The 25,812-nt window shown below is 48.8% G+C and carries 21 protein-coding genes; 6 read left to right on the forward strand and 15 right to left on the reverse strand.

The window, feature by feature from the left end; all coding sequences use genetic code 11:
• Positions 1-147 precede the first annotated feature (147 nt).
• Complete coding sequence (locus MEALZ_RS17515) at positions 148-1,041, forward strand: hypothetical protein (RefSeq protein ID WP_014149987.1); 894 nt, start codon at positions 148-150, stop codon at positions 1,039-1,041.
• A 590-nt stretch (positions 1,042-1,631) separates the two neighbouring features.
• On the opposite strand, the gene MEALZ_RS17520 is transcribed toward MEALZ_RS17515, so the two are convergent.
• The 6 genes from MEALZ_RS17520 to nadC all read right to left on the reverse strand — a co-directional run bounded on the left by MEALZ_RS17520 (position 1,632) and on the right by nadC (position 10,634).
• Complete coding sequence (locus MEALZ_RS17520; protein ID WP_014149988.1) at positions 1,632-2,285, reverse strand: response regulator transcription factor; 654 nt, start codon at positions 2,283-2,285, stop codon at positions 1,632-1,634.
• Positions 2,273-5,710, reverse strand: coding sequence for a PAS domain S-box protein (locus tag MEALZ_RS20825; protein WP_014149989.1), 3,438 nt, complete (start codon positions 5,708-5,710; stop codon positions 2,273-2,275). The genes MEALZ_RS17520 and MEALZ_RS20825 overlap by 13 nt, the downstream gene beginning before the upstream one ends.
• Before the next feature lie 354 nt (positions 5,711-6,064).
• Positions 6,065-8,269 carry a putative bifunctional diguanylate cyclase/phosphodiesterase gene (locus MEALZ_RS17530; RefSeq protein ID WP_014149990.1) on the reverse strand — a complete coding sequence of 735 codons (2,205 nt, stop codon included), beginning with the start codon at positions 8,267-8,269 and terminating at the stop codon, positions 6,065-6,067.
• 70 nt (positions 8,270-8,339) lie between these two features.
• Entirely contained in the window at positions 8,340-9,023 is a 684-nt protein-coding gene (locus tag MEALZ_RS17535; protein WP_014149991.1) for a hypothetical protein, read from the reverse strand.
• A gap of 296 nt (positions 9,024-9,319) precedes the next feature.
• Positions 9,320-9,802, reverse strand: a complete 483-nt coding sequence (locus MEALZ_RS17540) for a flavin reductase family protein (protein ID WP_014149992.1) — start codon at positions 9,800-9,802, stop codon at positions 9,320-9,322.
• Between the two features lies 1 nt (position 9,803).
• Positions 9,804-10,634: a carboxylating nicotinate-nucleotide diphosphorylase gene (nadC, locus tag MEALZ_RS17545; RefSeq protein ID WP_014149993.1), complete on the reverse strand. Its 831-nt coding sequence runs from the start codon at positions 10,632-10,634 to the stop codon at positions 9,804-9,806.
• Positions 10,635-10,666: 32 nt separating this feature from the next.
• Here nadC and ampD point away from each other — a divergent pair, with 32 nt between their 5' ends.
• Complete coding sequence (ampD, locus tag MEALZ_RS17550) at positions 10,667-11,269, forward strand: 1,6-anhydro-N-acetylmuramyl-L-alanine amidase AmpD (RefSeq protein WP_014149994.1); 603 nt, start codon at positions 10,667-10,669, stop codon at positions 11,267-11,269.
• Positions 11,270-11,764: 495 nt separating this feature from the next.
• Here ampD and lspA read toward each other — a convergent pair whose 3' ends face one another.
• Genes lspA through ribF form a run of 3 tightly spaced genes read right to left on the reverse strand, consistent with a single transcriptional unit; the run spans position 11,765 to position 16,024 of the window.
• Positions 11,765-12,238, reverse strand: a complete 474-nt coding sequence (gene lspA, locus MEALZ_RS17555) for a signal peptidase II (protein WP_014149995.1) — start codon at positions 12,236-12,238, stop codon at positions 11,765-11,767.
• A gap of 15 nt (positions 12,239-12,253) precedes the next feature.
• Complete coding sequence (ileS, locus tag MEALZ_RS17560) at positions 12,254-15,079, reverse strand: isoleucine--tRNA ligase (protein WP_014149996.1); 2,826 nt, start codon at positions 15,077-15,079, stop codon at positions 12,254-12,256.
• 15 nt (positions 15,080-15,094) lie between these two features.
• The gene (gene ribF, locus MEALZ_RS17565) at positions 15,095-16,024 is read right to left on the reverse strand and encodes a bifunctional riboflavin kinase/FAD synthetase (protein WP_014149997.1); all 930 of its coding nucleotides are present in this window, start codon (positions 16,022-16,024) and stop codon (positions 15,095-15,097) included.
• Positions 16,025-16,422: 398 nt separating this feature from the next.
• On the opposite strand from ribF, the gene rpsT reads away from it, so the two are divergent.
• Positions 16,423-16,686 (forward strand): 30S ribosomal protein S20, encoded by a 264-nt coding sequence (gene rpsT / locus MEALZ_RS17570; RefSeq protein WP_014149998.1) that lies wholly within the window; start codon positions 16,423-16,425, stop codon positions 16,684-16,686.
• Positions 16,687-16,732: 46 nt separating this feature from the next.
• On the opposite strand, the gene proB is transcribed toward rpsT, so the two are convergent.
• The 4 genes from proB to rplU form a co-directional block, all read right to left on the reverse strand.
• Entirely contained in the window at positions 16,733-17,854 is a 1,122-nt protein-coding gene (gene proB, locus MEALZ_RS17575; protein ID WP_014149999.1) for a glutamate 5-kinase, read from the reverse strand.
• Entirely contained in the window at positions 17,841-18,875 is a 1,035-nt protein-coding gene (gene cgtA / locus MEALZ_RS17580; protein ID WP_014150000.1) for an Obg family GTPase CgtA, read from the reverse strand. Before cgtA ends, proB begins: the two co-directional genes overlap by 14 nt.
• A gap of 103 nt (positions 18,876-18,978) precedes the next feature.
• A complete protein-coding gene (gene rpmA, locus MEALZ_RS17585; RefSeq protein ID WP_014150001.1) occupies positions 18,979-19,236 on the reverse strand; it encodes a 50S ribosomal protein L27 in 258 nt (85 codons plus the stop codon).
• A gap of 20 nt (positions 19,237-19,256) precedes the next feature.
• Positions 19,257-19,568 (reverse strand): 50S ribosomal protein L21, encoded by a 312-nt coding sequence (gene rplU, locus MEALZ_RS17590; RefSeq protein WP_017842030.1) that lies wholly within the window; start codon positions 19,566-19,568, stop codon positions 19,257-19,259.
• A 267-nt stretch (positions 19,569-19,835) separates the two neighbouring features.
• On the opposite strand from rplU, the gene ispB reads away from it, so the two are divergent.
• Complete coding sequence (gene ispB / locus MEALZ_RS17595) at positions 19,836-20,846, forward strand: octaprenyl diphosphate synthase (protein ID WP_014150003.1); 1,011 nt, start codon at positions 19,836-19,838, stop codon at positions 20,844-20,846.
• On the opposite strand, the gene MEALZ_RS17600 is transcribed toward ispB, so the two are convergent.
• Positions 20,843-22,420, reverse strand: a complete 1,578-nt coding sequence (locus MEALZ_RS17600) for a sigma 54-interacting transcriptional regulator (protein WP_014150004.1) — start codon at positions 22,418-22,420, stop codon at positions 20,843-20,845. The genes ispB and MEALZ_RS17600 overlap by 4 nt on opposite strands.
• Positions 22,421-22,693: 273 nt before the next feature.
• Between MEALZ_RS17600 and MEALZ_RS17605 the strand changes: the two genes are divergently transcribed.
• Both MEALZ_RS17605 and MEALZ_RS23075 read left to right on the forward strand, forming a co-directional pair.
• Positions 22,694-23,269, forward strand: coding sequence for a beta-class carbonic anhydrase (locus MEALZ_RS17605; protein ID WP_014150005.1), 576 nt, complete (start codon positions 22,694-22,696; stop codon positions 23,267-23,269).
• Positions 23,270-23,542: 273 nt separating this feature from the next.
• Entirely contained in the window at positions 23,543-23,698 is a 156-nt protein-coding gene (locus tag MEALZ_RS23075) for a hypothetical protein (protein WP_174888152.1), read from the forward strand.
• A 788-nt stretch (positions 23,699-24,486) separates the two neighbouring features.
• Here the strand turns inward: MEALZ_RS23075 and lpxC are convergent.
• Positions 24,487-25,410: a UDP-3-O-acyl-N-acetylglucosamine deacetylase gene (gene lpxC / locus MEALZ_RS17620; protein ID WP_014150007.1), complete on the reverse strand. Its 924-nt coding sequence runs from the start codon at positions 25,408-25,410 to the stop codon at positions 24,487-24,489.
• Positions 25,411-25,812 lie beyond the last annotated feature (402 nt).

Consider the following 25,812-nt stretch of genomic DNA (forward strand, 5'->3'; position numbering starts at 1 on the left):
ATATAAAAACACTACCAAGTCCTAATTGCTCACCCAAAGCGACTAGGTTATCCTTAGCAACCGGCAATCATAAGTTTCCGGAGCGAAAAACTATAAATATATTGGTCTTTTGCTATAACAACTAAAATAAAAACAGAGGTTCTCGAGATGGCAATGAATTTTTTGGATCAACTACTTAACCTAGCAGGGCTTAAATTGCCCGAAGCTAAAGAACGTTATGATCCTTCCGTGTATATACAAGAGGAGATCAAACCTTCGGCCGCTAATGCGGAACCGGCAAGGGCTAATAATACAGCACAACAGGAACAAGCGACTTCAGAATTAACCGGGGTTGCTAAATACATGGCGAAACAGAAACAACAAGAACAACCGCAAGCCGCTCAGGAAACGCAATCTGACACAGGCGAACCCAAAACGGCACAATTATCCGGTGTCGCAAGATATGTAGCAAAGCTGGAACAAGAAGCGCGAGAAAAAGCCGAGGCGGAAGCTGCTGCTTTGGCTAATATGAGTGGCGTCGAACGTTATCTCGCCAGACTGGAAGGCAAAACAGTAGCACCCCTAAACCAAACACCCGTAAACAACACACCGAAAGAAGTCGCACCGACTCGAGTCGAACGCTATTTGTCGAGTCGGATAGAAAATACATCTGCTAAAACGGTAGCGGCACCGGCTAAACCTGCTGCAAAAGAAACGAAAGCTGTAGCGAAACCCGTCGAGACCCAAGCAAAACAGCCAGAGACAGTGCCTGTTAGCAAGCAAGCCCAGCCTGACAAACCCGCCGAAAAGAAAGCAAGCAAACCGTCCGCGTCGGTCAAAAAAGAACCTGAAGTTAAAACAGCGCCAAGCGATAAAATTATCGACCTTACCGTTAACGGCGAGCAATGCCATGCTACGACCTCTAGAGGTAAACGCTGCCGACGCTCAACGGGTTTAAAAGTCATAGAAAGAACGATCGACGGCAAAAAATACAGATTTTATGCTTGCCCTCAACACAACAACAAAGACTTTCAGCCATCTCCCGAGATATTGGAAAGATAAACCTGGAAAAAGCATTTCATCATGAAGAATAATAAGTTAGTTCAATGACTTGCCCAGCCTTAACAAGTTAAGCGCCCATCATGACCTAAAGACCACAAAATGTTAAAGCTGGGCTTGTTATTTGTTTATACTCATCGTAGATGAAAATTCGGCCTCGGGGTGCCCGTCAAAGGACACCGTAAACCCAGCACCTAAATCCAGCACCTAAATTCTATAGGTCTTTGGCAAAGATTCAAAATCATGGCTTATTTAGGTGCTGGATGAATTATCCAAGACAATTAACCAAGGCAAATGGGTTATGGAATTTAGGTGCTGGGTAAATACGTCCGTGTAGGCTCTATGCCAGCTCCATGCTGGCAAAGCCTTTGCGAGCGCCATGGATGGCGTGAATGTCGATTTTGCAGGAGCAAAATCGACCTAGCACCCCGGCACCTCCATGCGTCAATGCCGAAATTTGAAGTGCGATGGGTATAGGTTAACGCGAACATAAACAGTTACACATCTTAGGAATGAGCAGGAACGTCCCTTTTATCAATATCGAACAGATTGTTGATAAGGAGGGCTCGGTTAAAACTTATACCGATATCAATTTATTCCGATTCAGAAGAAGATGCCTCCGGCGGCAGTCGACAAGTTTCACACAAACGGGCCAATTCCAGAAGGCTGGTTGCACCCGTTTTTTCCATGACTCGAGCACGGTGCACCTCGACGGTACGGTGGCTGATACCCAGTTGCCTTGCGATTTCCTTATTGGCATGGCCCGCCACCACCAGCGACATTACCTCCGACTCTCGGGTCGTGAGACCGTTTAAACGCCTACAGAGCGCTTGCTCTGCCAGTAGCGAGTCTTCGTACCTCCGGGCTTCTTGCTCTAGGACCCCCCGAATCCGTTCGATCAATAACTTACTGGAAACGGGCTTCGTCAGAAAATCAACCGCTCCGGCTTTGATCACGCGAACGGTCGTGGGTATGTCTCCATAACCGGTCAGGAAAATGATAGGCAAATGAATATCCCGACGGAACAATTCGGTTTGCAACTCGTCGCCGGTCATATCCGGCATGTTGAGATCGAGAACCAAGCATCCTCTCTTGCCCGGACAATAATCTTGCAGAAAATGCTCGGCACTCTCGAAAGTTTGATAATTAAAGCCGGCGACTTCCATGACTTCACCGAGGCCGTCACGCACCGCATCATCGTCATCGACGATGAAAACGTAGAAGGTTTGAGTGCTTATATCGCGCATGGCAAGGTAAAATGGATGCTAAGGCCGTTGCCCGCATTTGGCTCGGCCCACATTTTCCCGCCGTGAGCCGCAATCAAAGAACGGCTTATCGCAAGACCCATTCCTAAGCCGGCCGGTTTAGTGCTATGAAAAGGTTGAAAGATATTTCTAAGCGCTGCAGGATTCTCGACACCTATTCCGCTATCGCGCACTGTCACCAGTATCATGCCTGGATCCGCCTCATAGCGATGCGTTGTCACGATGATCGCTACGGCTTTTTCTCTCTGTTCCAACATAGACTCCAGGCCATTACGTAGCAGATTGATCAATACCTTCTGTATCTGCAGAGCATTGGCCTTAACCAGAGGCAAGTCAACGGCAAGATCCAGCTCAATTTTAAATTCATCAGAGAGCCCATCGGTTTTCATTAAATCGAACACTTCATGGATCGAGGCATTAATATCCACCGGTTCGCTAACGGTTTCCCCTTTTTGCAATAGACTCACTAATTGCCGTATCACTTCGCCGGCGCGCAGCGCTTGTTGCGAACATTTTTCCATTACCTGACAGAGCTTTTGCGGATCGGGCTTATCCGTTTGACACAAATGCAGCGCCACATCGGAATAGGAGGAGATGGCTGCCAGCGGCTGGTTCAATTCGTGGGCAAACGCAGCGGCCGTCTGGACCGCAACATATAAGCGGGACGACTGTTCCATTTTGTCGCGCCGCTCGTTGAGCTTCTTTTGCTTCATGTAGTCGGTAATGTCTAAATTGATGCCCAGGATACGGTAGGCTCGATTATTTTGATCGCTCAACAAAACACCGCGTGAATGAATCCAACGGTAAGACCCGTCTTTGTGGCGCAAACGAAACTCCAATTCAAAATTCGGCTTGTGATCGGCAATGAAGTTTTCTATCGTCGCCATGACATATGCGCGATCGTCCGAATGCAAGCGGCTTTCCCAATCCTCGCTCCGGTTAAGTGATTCGCTATCGTCAAGGCCGATTTGCCGTTTTAATTCGGGCGATAAAAATAACTGACGGGTAATCAAATCCCAGTCCCAATATCCGGCATTGACTTCTTCGACGACCAGGGCGAGTCGAGCTTCGGAGTTGCGCAGCTCTTGCTCGGCCTGTTTGAGCGCCGTGATATCTAGAAAAGCCCCCACGGCACCACGCGGCTCGCCTTGTTCGTTAAATAAGGGCGAAGCATTGCCGAGTATTGTTATCTGTTGGCTGTCGGGCCGAATAATATCGATGACTTGGTTTTTGACTACTTCTCCGCGAACGGCGCGCCGCATCGGTAAATCCTCATTTGCCAGCTCGAGCCCGTTTTGCATGACACGAATGGCGTTCATAACTTCACTACGGTTGGAAAGACCGACCCTCATCGGTATGCCGAGCATCACCTCAAGCGCCGGATTACCGCGAATATCGTAAACGTCCGAGCCATCGGCAATGCACAGTCCGATCGGTGCAGTATTGAAAATGACTTGCATCTCTTCTACTCTGCGCTCCAAGCTCCGGTTTAGTAAATCAATTTTTTTCTCGGTCAGCTTTCTATCCGTGACATCGACGACATGCACGACGACACCCTTGATCTTTCCGGTCGTATCCGTATTAGGAATATAAGTGGCCTGGACCCAGCGAGGCTCTCCATGCCCGTAGGGTATTTGTTGATCAAAATTTACCTGCTCCCCTGCAAGGGCGCGTTCGAAATAGGGTTTAACGGTACGCCAGGCTTCTTGACCGATGATTTCCGGTGCTTTTCGACCAAGGATCCGATCCGCTGTGATACCGAACCATTTTTCATAGGTCGCATTGACTCGCAAATACTTAAACTCGGTATCCAAATAAGAGATCAGCGCGGGCGTCGCGTCCATGATCAAACGTATTTCGTTTTCCCGGTCGCGTAATGTCAATTCGGCCAATTTACGGTTGGTAATGTCTTGAATATAACCATGCCACAGCATACTACCGTCCATTTCGCATTGCGGCATCGAATGACCTTCGATCCAAATCTCGCCTTTGGTCGGATGATTGTAGCGGAACGCGTCTCGCCAAGCTTGCAAGGTGCGCGCGGACTCGGCAATGGTTTGATGAATATGATCGAGATCGTCGGGGTGGGTGCGAGCGAAAACAGGGCTAAAATCCTCGGCTACAACATCGGGGCTGATCCCATATAACGATTCGAACAGCGGACTGGCATAAGGCATGCTTGCCGAGCCATCAGGGCGTAATCGGAACGAACAAATGACCCCTGGCACCGTTGCGGCAATCTTGGTTAATTGGTCCTGTAATCTTATCTGCTCCTTCATGGTCAATTCCGCACTCATGCGTTCCGTCACGTCGCGTATGATTGCGGTAAATGTTTTCCGACCATTAATCTCGCCCTTGGAAATGGATGCCTCGATCGGGAACTCCTCACCATCGGCTCGTATGCCCCTAATAGACGCGAGTTCATTTTTTATTCGATGAGCAAGTCCTGCCTTATCGAATCCACGTATATTTTTACCATGTGCTGCGCGGAACCGCTCGGGAATAAAACGCTCGATAGTCCCGCCGATGGCTTCATCCGTACTGCAACCGAACATTTTTTCCGCTGCTGAGTTGAATAGCAAAATACGTTGATCGACGTCGACAGTAATAATCGCATCGCTAGCCGACTCGACTATGTCAGCATAGCGCTGCCGACTATCCAGCAGCTCCAATTCGTTGCGTTTGTGATCGGTAATATCTTGCGTGGTCCCGAACCCGCCCAGCAAGTTGCCCTTTTTATCGTATTCCAGCCAAGCCTTTTCTCGAACCCATTTCACCGTGCCATCTACCAATAAACGGTGCTCGATATCGTAGGGCTCGCCGCGCAGACCCTCTCGCCACATCCGGTCGACATAGTCCCGGTCTTCCGGATGCACGATGGCTAGAAAAGTCTGATAGGTCTTCGGCGTGCCTATCGGAATACCGAAAATACGGTGATTCTCGTCGGACCAAATTAATTCGTCACGCTTGATATCCAGCCGCCAACTACCGATTTGCCCTACCGTTTGCGCACGATCCAAATCCTGTCGACTTTCCCATAACGCACGGGTGATTCGCCTATGAAAGCTGGTTGTCGCGACCATAACCACTGAGACAAAGCAAAAGGCTGCGTTTAATATCAATAGGTCGTCGAATTCGGTCTCGGCCGGAAACAATATCAGTGCATTGACTGCGATCAAGGATAATGCCGCCGCAAGAAAGCCGGGGTTCTTCCCTAACCAGAAAGAGACCAGATTAATCCCGAAAGCAAATAACAAAAATGCAGCGCGATCACCTATCACTGGAAAATAAATGGTCGCGAATGTCGTGGCGACGACGACCAGTACCGCCAGTCCGTATCGCAACACGGCAGGTTGATCGCCTAAATTAAAGAAAGTTTTTTGGATTTTACATCGCGCGTCGGTCATCGGCTCTGATATTTAATGTTTATTGACGAGTGTCAATTTTGGGTCGAGCTACATAAATTGTGTTTGCCTAACAAATTGATATTCTTTCTCTCATCTACTGCCAATAAGCTCTCATTCTTTACAAGCAAAGAGATCTCAACGATCGCTCGAATTGCGTCAATATCTGGTTTTTTAAAACACTGATTAGCTACTTATCGACCAAGTCTTAACATTTTCTGACAGGCCCCCCCTATTTTCAATACAAACAGAAACTTATGCATTTTTGGGCAGTCCTTTTCGGTTCCGGCTTGTCCGGGTAGGGTAAAAGTAGTGATGATTTCAGAAAAGACTCAAAACTGTTTTTCAGTCGACCGTTCATTCGCGTTTCTGTAGCAACGTATCAAAGGCTTCGGCGGATAGGGGTTTTGAAAGTAGGTAACCTTGAGCAAAATCACAGCCCATTTTTTCGAGTTGCTCTCGCTGTTCATGGGTTTCCACCCCTTCCGCGATCACCTTTATCTTGAGTTTGTGCGCCATAGCAATCATCGCTTCACAAAGCATTATTTTATTCGATTGATTCAGCAACTGGCTGACAAACGACCGATCTATTTTTAGATATGCAATATGAAATTTTTGCAAGCAGGACAATGATGAGCAACCGGTGCCAAAATCGTCGATACTGATCGGCATGCCAATTTCACAGAACGAAGACAAAGTGCTTGAAATAGCATGTGAAGTGTCCAATAGAAGACCTTCGCCTATTTCGACTCCAATACTGTCAACCGTAAGTCCATTTTGTTGCAAATGCTCGAACCAACTATTTTGATGTTCGCTGCCGTAATGGAATAACATTGGAGAGCCGTTGATGCTGATCTGAAAACGTTTATCAAAATATCTTCGCCAGAGCTTCACTTGTCGTGCCGCTTCTTTAAATACCCAATCGCTAATTTCAACGATTAATCCTGTTTTCTCGGCAACCGCAATAAAATCCGTCGGATTAAGCCATCCCTGCTGCGGATGTCGCCAGCGGATCAGCGCCTCCGCCTTATAAATTACTCCGCTTGCCAATTCGATAATGGGCTGATAGTGCAACTGCAACTGATTATCGGCAAGCGCATCTCGCAAATCGTTATCTAAAATGGCTTGGGATCGAACAGTCTCCTGTATGGTATGAGTGAAATAACTGAACCGGTTACGGCCCGCCTCTTTGGCGTCATACATGGCTTGATCGGCATTCTTCATCAATGTTTCAATTTCGGAGGCATCCTCCGGATAAAATGTGATACCGATACTAGCGGAAATATTGACCTTTTTGCCATTCAACAAAAGCGGCTCAGCCAGTTGTTGCAATATACCTTGAGCAATGCGTTCAATGCTGACACGATCCTCCATTTCATTCAGAATAATGGCGAACTCATCGCCGCCCAAGCGCGCCACCGTGTCGGTCTCGCGCACACAATGGTTCAACCGCCGCGCAATCTCCAACAACAGACTGTCACCCATGTCGTGCCCCAAGGTATCATTGATTTCCTTGAACCGGTCGAGATCAAGCAACATCAAAGCCATCGTCCGACCTTCCCTGTAGGCTTGTTTGATTGCCAATTGCATGCGGTCATAAAACAAATACCGGTTGGGTAAGCAGGTTAGCTGATCGAAGTTTGCTCGTTTCCACATCGTTTCTTCCGCGCGCTTGCGGTCGGTAATGTCGGTGCTAATCGCGACACGCTGCAGTACCTTACCGTTGCTGTCGTAATTGGTATTGATTCTCAACCATTCAAGATAAATTTCACCATTCTTGCGACGCTTCCAAATCTCGCCCTGCCAATGTCCGGTTTTCCGCAAGGCCTTCCAGATATTCAAATAGAAACGACTGTCATGGCACTCGGATTTATAAAAATGTGCGAATTGACCGACGACTTCCTCTTCGGTGTAGCCGGTAAGTTTTGTGAAAGCGGGATTGACGGCAACGATACGGTAACTGGCGTCGGTAATCAAAATAGCTTCGTCTATCGCCTGATAGGCCATTGTGGCGACTTGTAATCGACGCTCGGTTTGCTTGCGTTCGGTAATGTCCGAAACCGAGGCACGACAGGTTTGAAGTAAAGGATCGGCAATGGCCTTAATTTCTATCCAAATCAATCGCCCGGCTATTTTTAACGCCACCTCGCAGCTTTGATGATGCCTGATTGAAAATGTTTTCTCCAGAAAAGCATTGAATGTAGATTGAGACTCTTCAGCGACTAGCTTTGCAAAATGTTGTAGGCATAAAGTCGACCGCGGTATGCCAAGCAGCCACTCTGCAGCCTGATTGGCATCGACAATGCTGCTATCGGAGGCCAGCATGAAATAGGCAACGGGTATAAAATCGTCGAGCTTGGTATAAAGTTCTAACGAGGAATCAAGCTGGGTCGGGGCAATGCGCAACTTGTCCAGTTCGCCCCGGCGGACTTTTAGTTGGCGTTGTAGATTTTGGGAACCTGTCGCTTTTTGGGCGATTGCCGCCGACATTTTACTGAGTTGTAGTTCAGTTTGCTGAGGCAGATGGCTGTCATCGATAGTGCTATGGGGCATCTTTTTCATAAAACAGCTAACCCCCTCGAATTTATTGAAAACAATGAACCTAGACTAGTTGTCGATAGCGCCTTTTTAGTTAGTTCTTTGTCAGTATCTTGCCCTGGTCAAGTATTGATCCAATTTCTTCAAATTGAAGGACATTTCTATCGGTCGATAAAACAAAGTCGGCCAGCGCAGTGATTGCGAGCCAATTTGACCTATCATTGATAAAACTGAATGCGTCCATGAAGAGCGCCTTGAGTTTTTTCTCTCTTAGCTCCCGAGTCACAATAAAGCAATCAAGATACTCGTTGACGAGCTCTAAATCGGATGATCCGCCATAATATTGCAGCGCCTCGATATTCACTAACCGAGGGTTAATGAGCTCATTGTCGCACAATGCGATATATCTGGCTTCGGCCAGCGGTCCAACGAGTAAATTGATGATATCGGCTTCGAAAGCACACTGATAAGCAAGCTTTTGTGCATTAGAAAAGTATTTTGTCGTTTCGTGAAACGAGGTTGCTATCGTATGAATCAAGCGGCCGCCTTCTACTTTAGCCATATAGCGAGCCGATCGATCTCCCAAACACTCGGACGACTGAAAGTCGGTATTTAACGGTTTGACACATATCTGAAAAAAAACCGGCGGCAGTCCTTTCTGTTGGTTGCCCAAATGTATGGCTGCAGCATGGCCCGCTTCATGGAAAGCGATGTTACGGCTGATTTCTCTATGGGATTGTGAAGATGAGACCTTAAGATTAAAGGTACGATTCATCATGGTGAGCCCTCTCTTAAGATATAGGATTATTCTGTTTTATCGGGGGGTTAGTATCTATGAATCATCATCTGAAAACTATACGTATGAATACTTACGAACTGATGTTTCAGAGTACAGAAAATCGAATAAGAGAGATCTGCTTCTGGCAGCAAATCGACCCGTAGCTTTTGCTAATGAAATTTAGCTAGACCAAGGAATGGAGAGAATCCCGAGCGGCATCGAAGGATGAAACAGCTGATCATCGCGTACATCAGCCATGTGGGGTCTATCAAACAACAGCGGAAGGCTTATTCTTGCTATTCCTGGTATAGCTCGCTGCTGCCATCCATATCGCCGGTCTGACTATAGAGCATCGAAGGACCGTTTCTAAGCATCGCCGCGTCGACGACCCTCAACACAGCGATGCGATGATCGCCGGCATCGGTGAAATGACTGAGCTCGCAATCAAAATAGGCGAGGCTTTCGGGTAATACCGGTGCGCCGGTTTTCGCCTGTTGCCAGGCATATCCCGTCATTTTATCGGGTACGGAACGGCCGAAATGTTCCGCGATAGCCATTTGATCTCGACCTAGGACATTGACTGTACAGCATCGGCCCGATTCGAGCAGCCGATAAGAATTGTGCTCAGGATTGATGCTAAGCGCCAACATGACCGGATCGAAAGACACCTGCATGAGCCACGCTGCGGTAAAGGCATTGGTTTTTTCGCGGTCGCGCACGCCGACCACATAAACGCCGTGACTGATTAGCCGGCATAAATCCGCTATTTTTTCGCTCATGTCAATTCACCAGGTTGATACGCATCGAAAGGTCGATCGCTTTAACATTTTTGGTCAAAGCCCCTACTGAAATAAAATCGACGCCGGTTTCGGCAATTTTTTTAACGCTTTTCAGATCGATATTACCGGACGCTTCCAGCTCGACCCGGCCGCCGTTTAGCTTAACCGCGGCCTTCAAATCGTGAAGCCTGAAATTATCAAGCATGATCCGGTCCGGCGCGGCAGCAAGCGCCTGTTCAAACTCCTGCAGATTCTCCACTTCGATTTCGACCGGTAATTCGGATATTTCGCGCGCCATTTGCACTGCTGCTGCAATCGAACCCGCCGCAATGATATGATTTTCTTTGATCAAGATCCCGTCGAACAGGCCGATTCGATGATTAACGCAACCGCCGCAAGCCACTGCGTATTTTTGAAGTTTTCTCAAACCGGGTAAGGTTTTACGCGTATCGAGGATACGGCACTCCGTTCCGGCTACCGCATCGGCGTATTCTCTCGCTTGCGTCGCGGTTGCGGACATTGTTTGTAGAATATTTAACGCACTTCGTTCGCCGGTCAACAAGGCGCGAGCATTACCCTGTAACCGACATAGCACAGTATCCTTTGAAATCTTATCACCCTCGGTGACTAGCCATTCGATATGTACATTTTCGTCTAGGAGCCGGAACACGGCGTCGAAACAGGCGTGTCCGCATAAGACCATGGCTTCACGGGTGATAACTTCAGCCCGAGCGTTTTTGTGTTCGGGAATGATTTGCGCGGTAATATCGCCGGTACCGATATCTTCTTCGAGGAAAAGTTGAATTTGCTCAATAATGGACGATTGGTTCATACTTTAATGCTCCGCATAATTTTAAAAAGCCCATGATACTCTCGAATCACTGTCTCGATGATTGTACGCAAAGGCCTTCACCGAATCATGACGAACGCCCCGACCCTAACGATATTTCGCTAATTGTGATTCATTGCATCAGCTTGCCGCCCGGCGAATTCGGCACGCCGCATATCGACCGCTTGTTTAGCAATACATTATGTCCCGGCGATCACCCTTATTTTCAAGACATTCATCAAATAAGAGTCTCGGCGCATTTGCTGATCCGAAGGACCGGCGAAGTCGTACAATACGTACCATTCGACAAACGCGCCTGGCATGCGGGCCTTTCAAGCTATCGAGGCCGCGAACGCTGTAATGATTTTTCAATCGGCATCGAGCTCGAAGGGACCGAAACATCTCCCTACACCGACGAGCAATATGAACAACTCGCGGCAACGCTCCAGTGTCTATTTAAGCATTATCCGAAATTGTCCAAACAAACGCTGACCGGACACAGCGATATTGCACCTAACCGCAAGACCGACCCGGGCCCGTCGTTCGATTGGGATAGGCTGCTCGATTTATTAAGGAACGAGCATGAAATAACTTCGACAAATGTGGAAAGGGGGTTCGGTGGCTCGATTGACAGGTGACGGCGGCAGGGCAGATTTTTGCTCCTGCAAAATCTGCATTCATGCCATCCATGGCAATCAGATTCCGCCGTCAAGCCTACATGGGCGTATTCACCCAGCACCTAAATTCCATAGCCCTTTGGCTATGATAACTATCTCGCATAATTTAGGTGCTGGGTTCACGGCGTCCTGTCAAGCGAGTCACCGAACCGCCACAATGCTTAATGCTTGTAGAAGTTATTTTGTGCATATTCCTACTCCCTTTTGATTGAAAAACCGTCTAAGAATAAAAGGTATGGGATGTGTCTATCGAGGACCGCCGTGAACCCTTCCATGGGGGCTTGACGGCAGCGATCCCTGCTGCCGACATCCTCGCTAGCCACACCCCACACCTTCATAAAGTTAGCCATTTTTTGAGTATAAAGGGAGTAACGTAGTGTAGGCTTCGAGAACCCTTTCGAGCGAACCGGGTCAGGATACTCATCAAAAGGTACGCATTGCGTACCCACCGCTTTTTCACGAGGCTTCGTCTTTTTTGCCAAAACCGAACGACTCGGCAATCATCAACGCGACACCGATCGTAATTGCCGAGTCGGCGATGTTGAAAGCCGGCCAATGCCAATCCTGATAATAAACATCGAGAAAGTCGATTACATAACCGTAAGCGAGTCGGTCGATCAAATTGCCGACCGCACCGCCCAGCACCAATGCCAACGAAACCGCCAACAGGGTTTCATGCCGCTTGAGCCTTGCCAACCAAACCGTTATCACAACGCTGATCACGAAGGCCAGCACGGCAAAAAACCAGCGCTGCCAGCCGCCGGCTTCGCTCAAGAAACTGAATGCCGCACCGGTATTATGCACATAGGTCAGATTGAAAAACGGCAATACTTGAATCGATTGATAAAGCTGCATGTTTGCCGCTACCGCAAGCTTGGTAACTTGATCCAGAACCAGCACGACAAACGATAACCAAAGCCATTTCAACATTCGACCAGTCCTTATTTACGCGTAATGCCTGACTTCGCCGTCGCCGACTATATTCTCGACGCAGCGTCCGCACAATTCCGGATGATTCGGATCGTCACCGATATCAGAACGTTGATGCCAGCAACGCACGCATTTAACATGTTCGGATACCGAGACCTCGATCTTTAATCCTTCCAAATCGCATTGAACGGCATCATCGGGGCTCGATGCCAGTTCTTGAACCGTTGCCGCCGACGTAATAAACACAAAGTGCAATTCGTTCTCGAGTTGTTTCAAGACCGGGAAGTAACGCTCGTCGGCATACAAAGCGACCTCGGCATTGAGCGATGCGCCGATCGCACCGGTCTTGCGCACCCGCTCCAATTCCTTGCTGACCGCTTCGCGCACGGCCATTACCTTTGACCAGAAATCTCTATCCATCGGAGAATCTTTGTCCAACTCGAAAAGCCCTTGGTACCAAGTTTCGAGAAATACGGATTGACTGCGCTGCCCCGGCAAATAGTGCCAGATTTCGTCGGCGGTATAGCTGATGATGGGCGATAGCCAACGCGTCAATGCCTCGGCGACATGATACATCGCGGTTTGCGCGGAGCGGCGCGCCAAACCGTCCTCTTTCGCGGTATATTGCCGGTCTTTGATGATGTCCAGATAAAAACCGCCGAGGTCGACTGCGCAGAAGTTATGCACTTTTTGGTAGACCTGGTGGAATTGATAGCTTTCGTATGCGGCAACGACCTCTTGCTGCAAACAATAAGCGCGGTCGACGACCCAGCGGTCCAATGCCAATAGTTCGTTCGCAGGAACCGTATGCAGGGCCGGATCGAAGCCGTCCAAATTGGACAGCAAGAAACGCGCGGTATTACGCAAGCGTCGGTAGACATCGGAGGTTCTTTTCAGAATTTCGTCCGAGACATTCATTTCGGCGCGATAATCGGTCGCCGAAACCCACAGACGCAACACATCGGCACCCAAGGTTTTCATGATCGTTTGCGGTGCGACGACGTTGCCGCTCGACTTGGACATCTTCTTGCCGTCCGCATCGACCGTGAAGCCGTGCGTCAATACCGCCTTGTAAGGCGCCACACCGCGCATCGCGACCGATGCCAAGAGGGACGATTGAAACCAACCGCGATGTTGATCCGACCCTTCCAAATACAAGTCTGCCGGAAAATCCAGGTTATCCCGGGCATCGAGTACGGCATAATGCGTCACACCGGAATCGAACCAGACATCGAGCGTATCTTGCATTTTTTCGTAATGCTCGGCATCGTCGCCGAGTAATTCGGCCGCGTCCAATTCGAACCAGGCGTCGATGCCTTTTTGTTCGATGCGCAGAGCAACCTGTTCGATCAATGCCTCGGTGTTCGGATGCAAGTCGCCGCTTTCCTTATGCACGAATAACGCAATCGGCACGCCCCAGGTACGCTGACGCGATACGCACCAGTCCGGACGGCCGCCGACCATGCCTTCGATACGGGCCTGCCCCCAGTCCGGTATCCATTGGACCTTGCCTATCTCCTCAAGCGCCTTGTCGCGCAAACCGTTTTTCTCCATCGAGATAAACCATTGCGGCGTCGCGCGGAAGATGATCGGCGTCTTATGTCGCCAGCAATGCGGATAACTGTGCAGCATCGATTCGTGATGCACCAGTTTTCCTTGCTCAGCCAAAACCGCCAAGACATGATCGTTCGCGGTAAAAACATGCTCGCCGGCAAACAATTCGGTATTCGGCAAGAATACACCGTTGTCGCCGACCGGGTTATCGACCGGCAAATCGTACTTCAAGCCGACGACATAGTCTTCCTGACCATGACCGGGCGCAGTATGTACCGCCCCGGTACCGGCCTCGATCGTGACATGATCGCCGAGTATCACCGGCACTTGGCGCGCATAGAACGGATGTTGCAACAACTGATTTTCCAAAGCGTCGCCCTTGCAATAAGCGATCACATGATAATCTTCAAAGCCATAACGAAGCATTGCATCTTTCAGTAAGGCTTCGGCCAAGACCAGCCTTTCCTTCGCGCCGTCTTTTTCGCATTGCACGACCGCATATTCCAATTCCGGGTTCAATGCTACAGCCTGGTTGGCCGGCAAGGTCCACGGCGTGGTCGTCCAAATCACGACCGAGATTGGGCCTTCGCCTTCGTGCTCGGGCACATGATGACAGCGCGCCAAAAATGCGGCTTCATCGACGACCTGAAAACGCACATCGATGGCCGGCGAATGTTTGTCTTCATATTCGACTTCGGCCTCGGCCAGCGCCGAACCGCAATCGGTACACCAATGCACAGGTTTAGCGCCTTTGCTGAGATGACCGTTTTTGCTGATCTTGCCGAGTGCGCGAACGATATCGGCCTCGAACTTGTAATTCATCGTCAAATACGGGTTATCCCATTCGCCCAATACACCCAAGCGAATGAATTCGCCTTTTTGCATCTCGACTTGCTTGGCCGCATAGTCGCGGCAGGCATTGCGGAATTGGGCCTCGGAAACTTTGCCGCCGGCCTTGCCGACTTTCTTTTCGACCATCAGCTCGATCGGTAGACCGTGACAATCCCAACCCGGTACATAAGGCGCATCAAATCCGCTCAATGATTTAGACTTGACGATGATATCTTTCAAAACTTTATTGACCGCGTGACCGATATGAATCGCACCGTTCGCATAAGGAGGTCCGTCATGCAGAATGAAGCGAGGGCGGCCGGCAAACTCTTCCCTGATTTTTCGATACAGATCGATGTCGTTCCAAGCCGCCAGCCGCTCCGGTTCGCGTTGCGCCAGATTGGCTTTCATCGGAAAGTCCGTTTTAGGTAAATTCAGTGTAGTTTTATAATCCATCGTCGTTAACTTGAGTTAAATCAGTAAAATTTTTTTAGCTTCGGCCACATCGTTGACGATTTGCGCCTTGAGTTCGGTCAGCGAAGGAAAACGCATTTCATTTCTTATTTTCTTCTTGAAATGCACTTCGACATAGTGCCCGTAAATATCGCGATTGAAATCGAATAAATGGGTTTCCAAAATCACCTTCGAACCGCCGCCCACGGTCGGCCGGGTTCCGACATTAGCAACACCGGGAATTTCCCGCCCATCGATGCCTGTCATGACAACCGCGAACACGCCCTCGATCGGCGTGTTTTTTCGCGATAGCTGAATGTTCGCGGTTGGAAATCCTATCGTGCGCCCTATCTTATCGCCATAGGCCACTCGACCACAAACCGAATAAGAACGCCCGAGCATACTGGCCGCATAATCCAAGTCGCCCTCGCCCAAGGCATCCCGAATCATCGTGCTGCTAACCCGATGCCCGTCTAATTGGTAAGAAGGCGTATCTTCGACTTGAAAGCCGAATTCGAGGCCTTTTTCCTTGAGCATAGCAAAATTACCGCGCCGCGCCTTGCCGAAATGAAAGTCGTCGCCGACCACGAGATATTTGACATTCAGCCGTTTCAACAAAATATCTTCGATAAAAGCCTCGGCCTCCAAGTCTGCGAAATAGCGATTAAAACGCAGTATCAATACTCGATCAATCGGCGATGCCGAAAATTGAATGATTTTTTCTCGTAACCGGGTCAAACGCGACGGTGCATTTCGGCCTTGAAAATATTCCAACGGCTGCGGTTCGAATATCAAAGCGACCGACGGTAACCCCATGCCCCGGCCTTGCCGTGCCAATTTGTCGATAACCGCCCGATGACCTAAGTGCAAACCGTCGAAATTGCCTATCGTCAGCACACAACCTTTCGGCATAGGCTCAATGTGAGCCAATCCTCTAATCAATCGCATGAACACATCTTGTTAGAAAAACAGGGAATTCTAACATTATCCGGCGTCTGTGACCGACAAATTGCATTCCAAATTATAATACACCTTTCGCACTTCAAATTTCGGCACCGGGGTGTTCGGCAAAGGCTTTGCCTACATGGACGCATTCACCCAGCACCTAAATTCCATAGCCCATTGCTATGGTTAATTGTCTTGGATAATTTAGGCGCCGGGTTCAAGGCGTCCTTTGACGAACACCCCGGTGCCGAATTTTGATCTACTATGGGTACATAAAAGGTATTCGACAGCCAACTGATTAGCTTGCCCGATCTATCCCGCATCATTAAAAATTGACAATAGTAGCACTACGCAAGATAATATGCGGTCTTATTAACTCACCCTTTACGAATCGATATACTATGGCTAACACAGCACAAGCTAAGAAGCGGGCGCGACAAGCGGAAAAAAGCCGCATTCGTAACGCTGGACAACGCAGCAATCTGCGTACCTTCATCAAAAAAGTTCTGGCTGCGGTCAACGCAGGCGACAAAGAAAAAGCGCAAGCCGCTTTTCAAACTGCGGTTCCCATCATTGATTCCGCAGCCAACAAAGGACTGATCCATAAAAACAAAGCCGCACGCAGCAAAAGCAGATTAAACGCTAAAATTCGCGGACTTGCTTAATCGATAAAAAAGCCGAATGCGGTGCCCTTCGGCTTTTTACCCTCCCCTACATGACAACCATATTGTCACGATGAATTAATTCCTCATCGTCCGCATACCCGAGAATACACTCGAATTCCGAACTCGGTCTTCCGACAACTTTTCTCACATCTTCCGCACTATAATTAATTAAGCCTCGCGCAACCTCCATCCCTTGCGCACTCACGCAAGAAACCAATTCGCCGCGCTGAAACCCGCCGATTACGTTTTTTACCCCCACCGCCAACAAGCTTTTGCCAGCATCCCTTAAAACTTTCACCGCACCATCATCCAATTCCAGGCGACCCTTAACCTGCAACTGCCCGGCCAACCAACGCTTTCTCGCCAATAACGGCCCAATACTCGGCACCATATAGGTACCAATTGGCTTACCCGCCACGATTTCAGCAATCACATTCTCTGCAACACCGGCCGCAATCACGGTGGCGGCGCCGGAACGCGAAGCCAATCTTGCCGCTCGCACCTTGGTATACATCCCTCCTCGACCAAGCCCGCTACGACTATCTCCTGCCATAATATCGAGACTGGCATCATTCACATTGATTTCCGAAACCAAACGCGCAGCCGGATCAATGCTCGGATCTGCAGTAAACAACCCCTGCTGATCGGTCAAAATAACCAACAACTCGGCTTCAATCAGATTCGCCACCAAAGCACCCAATGTATCGTTATCGCCGAAACGAATTTCTTCGGTCGCCACCGCATCGTTCTCATTAATAACCGGCACGACACCGAATTTGAGCAGCGCCAACAACGTGCTCCTCGCATTTAAATAGCGCCGCCGATCCGACAAGTCATCATGCGTCAACAAAACCTGCGCGGCATGCAATCCGTGTTGCTGAAAATTATTTTCAAAAACACGAACCAACCCCATTTGCCCCACCGAAGCCGCAGCCTGCAATTCATGCAATGTTTTCGGACGAACCTTCAAACCTAAACGAGCCATACCCTCGGCTACCGCCCCTGAAGAAACTAAGATCACTTCGATACCGCGCGCACGCAAACTTGCCATTTGCGCGACCCAAGCCGCAATTGCCTCCTTATTGAGACCTCGTCCGCCGGCGGTCAATAAAGAACTACCGATCTTGACTACTACCCTTTTCGTTTTAGCAAAATCACTTCTGCTCACTGTCGCACCGCCGCCGATCTTCCAAAAAATTCATGATCGCGAACATCAGTTCACGCGTTCCCTCACCCCGCAAAGCCGAAACCTTGAACACAGGCCCTTGCCATTCCAATTCGTCGACAATAGCCTGACAATGCTGTTCCACCGAATCGGATTCAAGCCTATCGATTTTATTCAGCACCAACCAACGCGGCTTATCGGCCAAATCATCACTCCATGACTTAACCTCTTGAATGATCTTACGCGCTGAAGAGACTGGCGAATCCATCGACTCATAAGGCATTACATCGATCAAATGCAGCAATAACCCGGTGCGCGACAAGTGCTTTAAAAACTGCAAGCCCAATCCGGCACCTTCGGCCGCCCCCTCGATCACACCAGGTATATCGGCGATAACAAAACTGCGCAAATCATCGACCCTAACCACGCCCAAATTCGGATGCAAGGTCGTAAACGGATAATCGGCGACTTTCGGACGAGCCGACGACACCGCCCGTATCAGACTGGATTTGCCGGCATTGGGCAAGCCCAAAAGCCCGACATCGGCAATCAGAGTCAATTCCAGCTTGAGCATCCGATGCTCGCCAGGCGTCCCTTTCGTCGCCTGCATCGGCGTACGATTAATACTACTCTTGAACCGCGTATTCCCCAGACCATGAAAACCGCCCTGCGCGACCAGTAACCGCTCACCCGCCTTGACCAACTCGCCCAAAACCTCACCGGTTTCGGCTTCGCACACCAAGGTTCCGGGCGGCACAGGCACCAAGCAATCCTCTCCTTTCTTACCGGTACAATTGCGAGCCATACCGTTTTGCCCCCGCTGAGCCCTATGCACCGACTGGTAACGAAAATCGACCAAGGTATTGACGTTTTCGGTAGCTACCAAATAGACACTACCACCATCACCACCATCACCACCATCCGGCCCACCTTTCGGAATATATTTTTCACGGCGAAAACCGACAGCGCCATTACCGCCATCGCCCGCCTCAACCCGAATCACCGCCTCATCAACAAATTTCATCGCTTACACGCCGCATCTTCATCCGTTCACAAACAAAAAAGCCCCACCTTGAAGGGCGAGGCTTTTCATTAAACACTGCTTGCCGCGAATGCGGCGCAAGGTCTTATGCAGCAACAATACTGACAAACTTGCGTTTATTAGGCCCTTTGACCTGAAAAACGATCTTGCCCTCTGCCGTTGCAAATAGAGTGTGATCTCTACCGCAGCTAACATTATCGCCCGCATGAAATTTAGTGCCGCGCTGACGCACGATAATATTTCCCGCTTTTACGACTTGGCCGCCGAACATTTTAACACCCAAGCGTTTTGCATTGGAATCGCGACCGTTCCGAGTACTACCACCCGCTTTCTTATGAGCCATTACCCTACTCCCAAAAAAATTTAAGCAGAAATACCAGTAATCTGGACTTCTGTGAAATACTGACGATGCCCCATTTGCTTCATATGGTGCTTACGTCTTCTGAATTTAATAATTTTGATTTTTTTGTGCCTACCTTGAGACACCACAGTCGCCGTAACCTTGCCGCCTTCGACATAAGGCTGACCGACTTTTACAGCATCACCCGACTGAACCATCAGCACCTTATCGAATTCAACGCTATCGCCTGTTCCCAGCTCAAGTTTTTCTATTTTTAAGGTCGCACCTTCTTCAACCCGGTACTGTTTTCCACCTGTTTGAATTACCGCATACATCCGCGTCAGCTCCATCAAGCAACTATCTGTTAAAAGTAAACAGACAATTATATTTTTAAAAAAAAGTTACGTCAAACTTATATCCAACGAACTATTCGATTTCAACGCATAAAATAACACAAGAAAGCTATTGACACCAATATACTTTATTCAATAGCATGGTCAGTTATCTTAGCTTTCACCCGAAAATAATTTTATTAATCGGATTTCACGGGCAGCCCACCCGAAACAAACTTTAATTGACATTTTTTGAGCACTCATCGACTCATGACATCCCAAACCAACCTTAGCCCGAATACTAAGCAACATCCGGATTTCAACACCATCAAGGACCTCACAACCGAGGAAACCAAAGCGGTCGACAAGCTCATTCTCGACGAATTAAGCTCCGATGTCATTCTCATTAATCAAGTAGGTCATTATATTGTCGGCAACGGCGGCAAGCGTTTGCGCCCGATGCTGCTATTATTGGCAGCCAAAGCGCTCGGCCCAATTCATAACCATCATCTCATTTTAGCCGCAGTCATTGAATTCATTCATACCGCAACTTTACTGCATGACGACGTGGTGGACGAATCGGAATTACGACGCGGCAAAGAATCCGCCAATGCGGTTTGGGGCAATGCTGCCAGCGTTTTAGTAGGCGACTATCTGTATTCGAGCGCCTTTGAAATGATGGTTAGAACCAACAACATGCGCGTAATGGAAATCCTATCCAAAACCACGACTGCGATTGCCGAAGGCGAGGTATTGCAATTACTTAACTGCAACAACCCGGAGACCACCGAAGCCAAATATCTTGAGGTCATATCGCGCAAAACCGCAATTTTATTCAGCGCCGCCACACGACTCGGCGCAGTGATCTCGGAAAGCAGCCCGGAAATTGAAGACAACCTCGCACGATACGGCCAGCATCTTGGCATCGCTTTTCAATTAATCGACGACGCCCTCGACTATAAAGCCACCAAAGAAGAGCTCGGTAAGAATCTGGGCGACGACCTAGCCGAAGGCAAGCCCACACTACCGTTAATACACGCCATTCAGGTCGGCACATCCGAAGAAACTCAAATCATCATAGACGCGATCAAAACCGGCGACCGCGATGCCTTCCAAGAAGTCTATAACGTCGTGCAAAAAACCCAAGCCATCGCCTACACCGAACAAAGAGCCCACGAAGAAGCACAAAAAGCAATCGATGCACTAGCCATATTACCCGACTCGACCTACAAGACCGCCCTAATTGCTCTCGCCGAATTTTCGGTTCAGCGAAATTATTAGCGATCGATATCCAAACCCGGATTAACGCGAAATTGACCGGCATCCATGCCGTACTTTTTTAGCTTTCCGTACACCGCTCTCGGCGTCAAATCCATCGCTTCAGCTACTTTTTTGACATCACCGCGATGCTGGCGCAAAGACGCTTGCAAAAAATTCCGCTCCGCATCCGCGACAACGCCTTCCTTGATGTCCCGCCAACTACCAGCAACCGCCGCCGAAGAAAGCAATTCCAGATCAAGCTGCGTAATTTCGGAACCGACTGTAAACAAAACCGCACGCTCCAATACATTCTCCAACTCTCTGACATTACCAGGCCAATGATAAGCGCGAATCTTTTGCATCATGTCCCGACTAACTGAAAGCACCGTTTTATTATATTTTTCGCCCAACCTTTTTAAAATAACCTGAACCAAATACGGCAAATCCTCCCCTCTTTGCGTCAATGGCGGAATAGACAACTTGACCACATTCAAACGATAAAACAAGTCTTTACGAAACAAGCCCTGATCGACACGCTCTTGCAAATCCTGATTTGTCGCAGATATCAAACGCACATCGACCTCAATAGTTTTTTTACCCCCAACCCGCTCCAACTCACCCTCTTGCACCACCCTTAGCAGACGGGTTTGTGCGGCCGCAGACAACGAATCCACTTCATCCAGAAACAGCGTACCGCCATCGGCTCGCTCAAAAACACCTTGCTGAATCTCCACCGCCCCGGTAAACGCCCCTTTTTCATGCCCGAACAACGCACTCTCAATTAAAGTATCGGGAATCGCACCGCAATTAATTGCCATGAAAGCTTGACCGCTACGCCAACTCATCGCATGAATAGCACGTGCAACCAACTCCTTACCAACCCCTGTCTCTCCTTGAATCAAGACCGTCGCGACTGTCGGAGCAACTTTTTCAATCGCCTGCAATACTTTTTGCATTACCGGAGATCTTGCCACTATGACGGGCGGCTGCTTTTTAGTGGGCCTTGGCGATTTCAACCGCCATATTTTTTGCATGCTCTCTTCAATGCGAGAATGCAAATCCGTCATATTACTTGCACCCTCCTCACTATTTCGATGACCATATTCAAGCCCGGGACGTTCTTTTGCCTCTTCCTCATTCAGATATACCGACACATCGCAGCCACCGTCCTTACGAGCGATGCTCTTAGTGATTTCCACCTTGGCATAACCGAAGTTTCTGGCTGCAATCCCGCCGAAAACACTAGAGGTCATTCGACATAACTCCGGAAAATGCGTCACCCCCCCTCCAAAAGGACAGCAACTATTTTTAACTCGAATACATTGACTATCAGCCGAGTCCAGAGAAAATCCACCGCCGATTTTATTTTTTAACCCAACAATTAACTCAATATAGCTTTCCAGATCCAAAGCATCTTGGATATTGCGCTCTTCTCGATAGGTTTCCTCAAAAAACCTTCCCGCAGTTCGAGCGATGTATTCGATAAGCTCCTCGCTATGAGTTTTGCCTTGCTGCTCGGCAGCATGCATCAACTCCAACACAAAAGTCTGTAAAAAAAAGGTTGGCGTTAAATCGGAAAACGAAGTCTCATTCATGCGGCTCTCGTGTGAAATCTAATTTCACTAATTGAACCATAATTTCACAATATTTCCCAGGAAACTTTCTAACCTATTGTATTCACAAACCTTATAATTTTGCGATTCGATGGCATGCAAAATGCTTGACTTTATAAGATAAACCTTTTGAAACGAGTCCCAATTTAAAATATCAGCCTGCGCTTAATCCTTTGGAAACCCAACCCATTTATACTAAATACGCAGACGATAATAACGAAGCACTATTAAAACAACGATAATGAGGAGAAACACATGAGCAATGTATTGAATGAAGTTTTACTTGCCAACCGCGAATACGCCAATAGTTTCGACAAAGGCGACCTGCCGATGCCGCCGGGACGTCGTTTCGCAATCTTGACCTGCATGGACGCACGTCTCGACCCCGCTAAATACGCAGGCCTCTCCGAGGGCGACGCTCACGTCATCCGTAATGCCGGTGGACGCGCCAGCGACGACGCAATCCGTTCGCTAGTCATTTCCTACAAACTCTTGGGCACCCGCGAATGGTTCGTGATCCATCACACCGACTGCGGCATGGAAACTTTCACGAATGAAATTATGGGCGATTTATTATCTAGCAGTCTAAAAACCGCCTCAGTCGATGCCGATGGCTGGCATGACAGTTGCGAAGGCCCCGGCTGCACCGACGGCAAATACATCAATTGGCTGACCATCAAGGATCAGGCGCAAAGCGTGACGGAGGACGTGATGCGCATCAGAAACAATCCGTTGGTACCGTCCGATATTCCGATTTACGGCTATATCTATGACGTCAAAGACGGTAAATTGATAGAAGTTCCCGAAGCGACTGCGGCGGGACGCGCATAACGATGCAGCAGCCATGTTCAGCCGTAGTCATTGGAGTAAGCCCGGAGCAAGGATTGGACGCCACACTCGCCAAATGTTTTTCATCCAAAGGCTTGCACGTTTTTATTGCAGGCCGAAGTGAAGATAAGCTGCCATACCTTTCGCACTTCAAATTTCGGCAGTACCTGAGGAGGCGTCAGGGTGTTAGGTCGATTTTTGCTCCTGCAAAATCGACATTCACGGCGTCCTTTGACGGACACCCTGGCGCCGAATTTTGATCTGCGATGGGTATACATGCGGCCAAAACCACTCGCCAACAAGGAGGACCGGCCCTTAGTCGTCGCCGGCGCAACGGTTGAATACGCCATTGAGCACCTTTTCGAAACGATAGCCTTACAAGGCTATCCGCTCGAAATTGCCGCCTACAAATGTCGACAGCAATATTCGTAGCCCACTTTTGGAAACCAAAAACGAAACATTCTCTCGTTTGTGACAGCAAAATTGTTTGGGTGGATTTTATTCGGCAAGGAAGCCGCCCCTCTCATGCTCGAACGCGGCAAAGGTAAGCTGCTTTTTACAGGCGCTACCGCTTCGCTGAGAGCAAAGCCGACGTTTACAGCTTTCGCTTCTGCCAAAGCCGGACTTAGGATTCGGTCATAAATACCTTTCCGATTTTTAACGCAAGGTAAGCAGGTTCGGTAACTCGATTGATAGGTGTCGGCGGCAGGGAAAGCCGCCGTCAAGCCTACACGGACGTATTCACGGCGTCCTGTCAAGCGAGTTACCGAACCCGCTAAAAAGCTCATAGCACCAGGATGTTATTTTTCACGAAATCCTTAGAGCCTTGGCACAAGGTATTGCGCAAGAATTTTCACCGCGCGACAGGGGGGAGGGGATAACTAGCGAGGATGTCGACAGCAAGGAGCTGCCGCCAAGCCTCCAATAAAGGGGGCTCGGGCTCCTCGATAGACATGCTCCGCACCAAACAAACTTGAACGATTATTCAGAACGAAGGCAACTGGCAAGCCGCGCTCTATATCGACGACCAAGCAAACGCGATTATCGAAATCTTCGGCACCCAGCCAAGCGAGTGAACGAACCTCCGCAAAGCCTACTACTTGTAGAAGTTATTTTGTGCATATTCCTAACTGTCTTGGATAATTTAGGTGCTGGGCCTCTTTGACGGGCAGGACACCCCGGCACCGAATTTTGATCTACGATGCGTATAAAACGATCGACTATGTCGGCGTAACCAATGTCTGTGCGGAACGCATAAATGAAATCGGTGCTTCGTTTTCGTCATCAAAGGTCACCATCTCCCAAGCATCACGATCTTTAAGCAACGCACGTAACAGCATGTTATTCAATCCGTGTCCGGATTTATAGCCGATGAACTCGCCGATTAAACTGTGGCCAAGTAAATATAGATCGCCGATCGCATCGAGAATTTTATGCTTAACGAATTCATCGGCATAACGCAGACCATCTTCATTGAGAATTTTGTCGTCGTCGACCACGATGGCATTGTCGAGACTGCCGCCCAAAGCCAAATTATTTTGCCTGAGCATATCGATATCTTTCATGAAACCGAAAGTCCTGGCTCGACTGACTTCCTTGACGAAAGTGGTCGATGAAAAGTCCATCACGGCCGTTTTCAAATGATCTTTGAAAGCGGGATGCTCAAAGTCGATCGTAAACGTTACTTTGAAACCGTTGAAAGGCTCAAATGCCGCCCATTTATCGTCTTCCTCGACTCGAATCGGACGTTTGATACGAATATATTGCTTTGGGCTATCTTGCTCTTCAACGCCGGCGGATTGTAACAAGAAAACGAAAGGCCCTGCGCTTCCGTCCATAATCGGCACCTCGGGAGCGCTAAGATCTATGATGGCATTGTCGATCCCAAGCCCGGCGAATGCCGATAATAGATGCTCTATTGTCGATATTTTAATATTATTTTGTACGAGAGTGGTCGACAAGGTCGTTTCGCCGACATTTTCGGGCGTAGCATCGATTGTGACCGGCTCTTCTAAATCCACTCTGCGAAACCGAATGCCCGTATTCGGCTCTGCCGGGCGCAAAGTCAAATAAACCTTATCGCCGGTGTGCAGACCGACACCCGTCGCCCGAATAGTATTTTTTAACGTACGCTGTTTTATCATAATCAGTAATGCCAAATAAATGGGGCAAAACGCCGAATTTTAACACAATTTGATACTGCTCTAAGTAATAAAGCTAGGCATACACTACACGGCCATATTTAAGACTTTTATATACCCATCGTAAATCAAAATTCGGCACAGGGGTACCCTGCAAAGGCCCAGCACCTAAATTATCCCAAATAGTTAACCATAGCCAATGAACGATGGACTATGGAGTTTAGGTGCTGGGTAAACCCATCCATGGGGCTTGGCGGCAGCGATCGAACGCTAGGGATGGCGTGAATGCAGATTTTGCAGGAGCAAAAATCTGCTCTGCTGCCGACATCCTCGCCAGCCACACCCCATACCTTCATAAAGTTAACTAACTTTTGAGTATAAAGGGAGTAAGGGTGCAGATACCCA

The organism is Methylotuvimicrobium alcaliphilum 20Z, assembly GCF_000968535.2.
Taxonomy (GTDB): Bacteria; Pseudomonadota; Gammaproteobacteria; order Methylococcales; family Methylomonadaceae; genus Methylotuvimicrobium; species Methylotuvimicrobium alcaliphilum.

Bases quoted from the DNA above. Each gene is read 5' to 3' on its own strand.
- MEALZ_RS17515 (WP_014149987.1), top strand. From the start codon at position 148: ATGGCAATGAATTTTTTGGATCAACTACTTAACCTAGCAGGGCTTAAA.
- MEALZ_RS17520 (WP_014149988.1), bottom strand. From the start codon at position 2,285: ATGCGCGATATAAGCACTCAAACCTTCTACGTTTTCATCGTCGATGAC.
- MEALZ_RS20825 (WP_014149989.1), bottom strand. From the start codon at position 5,710: ATGACCGACGCGCGATGTAAAATCCAAAAAACTTTCTTTAATTTAGGC.
- MEALZ_RS17530 (WP_014149990.1), bottom strand. From the start codon at position 8,269: ATGAAAAAGATGCCCCATAGCACTATCGATGACAGCCATCTGCCTCAG.
- MEALZ_RS17535 (WP_014149991.1), bottom strand. From the start codon at position 9,023: ATGATGAATCGTACCTTTAATCTTAAGGTCTCATCTTCACAATCCCAT.
- MEALZ_RS17540 (WP_014149992.1), bottom strand. From the start codon at position 9,802: ATGAGCGAAAAAATAGCGGATTTATGCCGGCTAATCAGTCACGGCGTT.
- nadC (WP_014149993.1), bottom strand. From the start codon at position 10,634: ATGAACCAATCGTCCATTATTGAGCAAATTCAACTTTTCCTCGAAGAA.
- ampD (WP_014149994.1), top strand. From the start codon at position 10,667: ATGATACTCTCGAATCACTGTCTCGATGATTGTACGCAAAGGCCTTCA.
- lspA (WP_014149995.1), bottom strand. From the start codon at position 12,238: ATGTTGAAATGGCTTTGGTTATCGTTTGTCGTGCTGGTTCTGGATCAA.
- ileS (WP_014149996.1), bottom strand. From the start codon at position 15,079: ATGGATTATAAAACTACACTGAATTTACCTAAAACGGACTTTCCGATG.
- ribF (WP_014149997.1), bottom strand. From the start codon at position 16,024: ATGCGATTGATTAGAGGATTGGCTCACATTGAGCCTATGCCGAAAGGT.
- rpsT (WP_014149998.1), top strand. From the start codon at position 16,423: ATGGCTAACACAGCACAAGCTAAGAAGCGGGCGCGACAAGCGGAAAAA.
- cgtA (WP_014150000.1), bottom strand. From the start codon at position 18,875: ATGAAATTTGTTGATGAGGCGGTGATTCGGGTTGAGGCGGGCGATGGC.
- rpmA (WP_014150001.1), bottom strand. From the start codon at position 19,236: ATGGCTCATAAGAAAGCGGGTGGTAGTACTCGGAACGGTCGCGATTCC.
- rplU (WP_017842030.1), bottom strand. From the start codon at position 19,568: ATGTATGCGGTAATTCAAACAGGTGGAAAACAGTACCGGGTTGAAGAA.
- ispB (WP_014150003.1), top strand. From the start codon at position 19,836: ATGACATCCCAAACCAACCTTAGCCCGAATACTAAGCAACATCCGGAT.
- MEALZ_RS17600 (WP_014150004.1), bottom strand. From the start codon at position 22,420: ATGAATGAGACTTCGTTTTCCGATTTAACGCCAACCTTTTTTTTACAG.
- MEALZ_RS17605 (WP_014150005.1), top strand. From the start codon at position 22,694: ATGAGCAATGTATTGAATGAAGTTTTACTTGCCAACCGCGAATACGCC.
- MEALZ_RS23075 (WP_174888152.1), top strand. From the start codon at position 23,543: ATGCGGCCAAAACCACTCGCCAACAAGGAGGACCGGCCCTTAGTCGTC.
- lpxC (WP_014150007.1), bottom strand. From the start codon at position 25,410: ATGATAAAACAGCGTACGTTAAAAAATACTATTCGGGCGACGGGTGTC.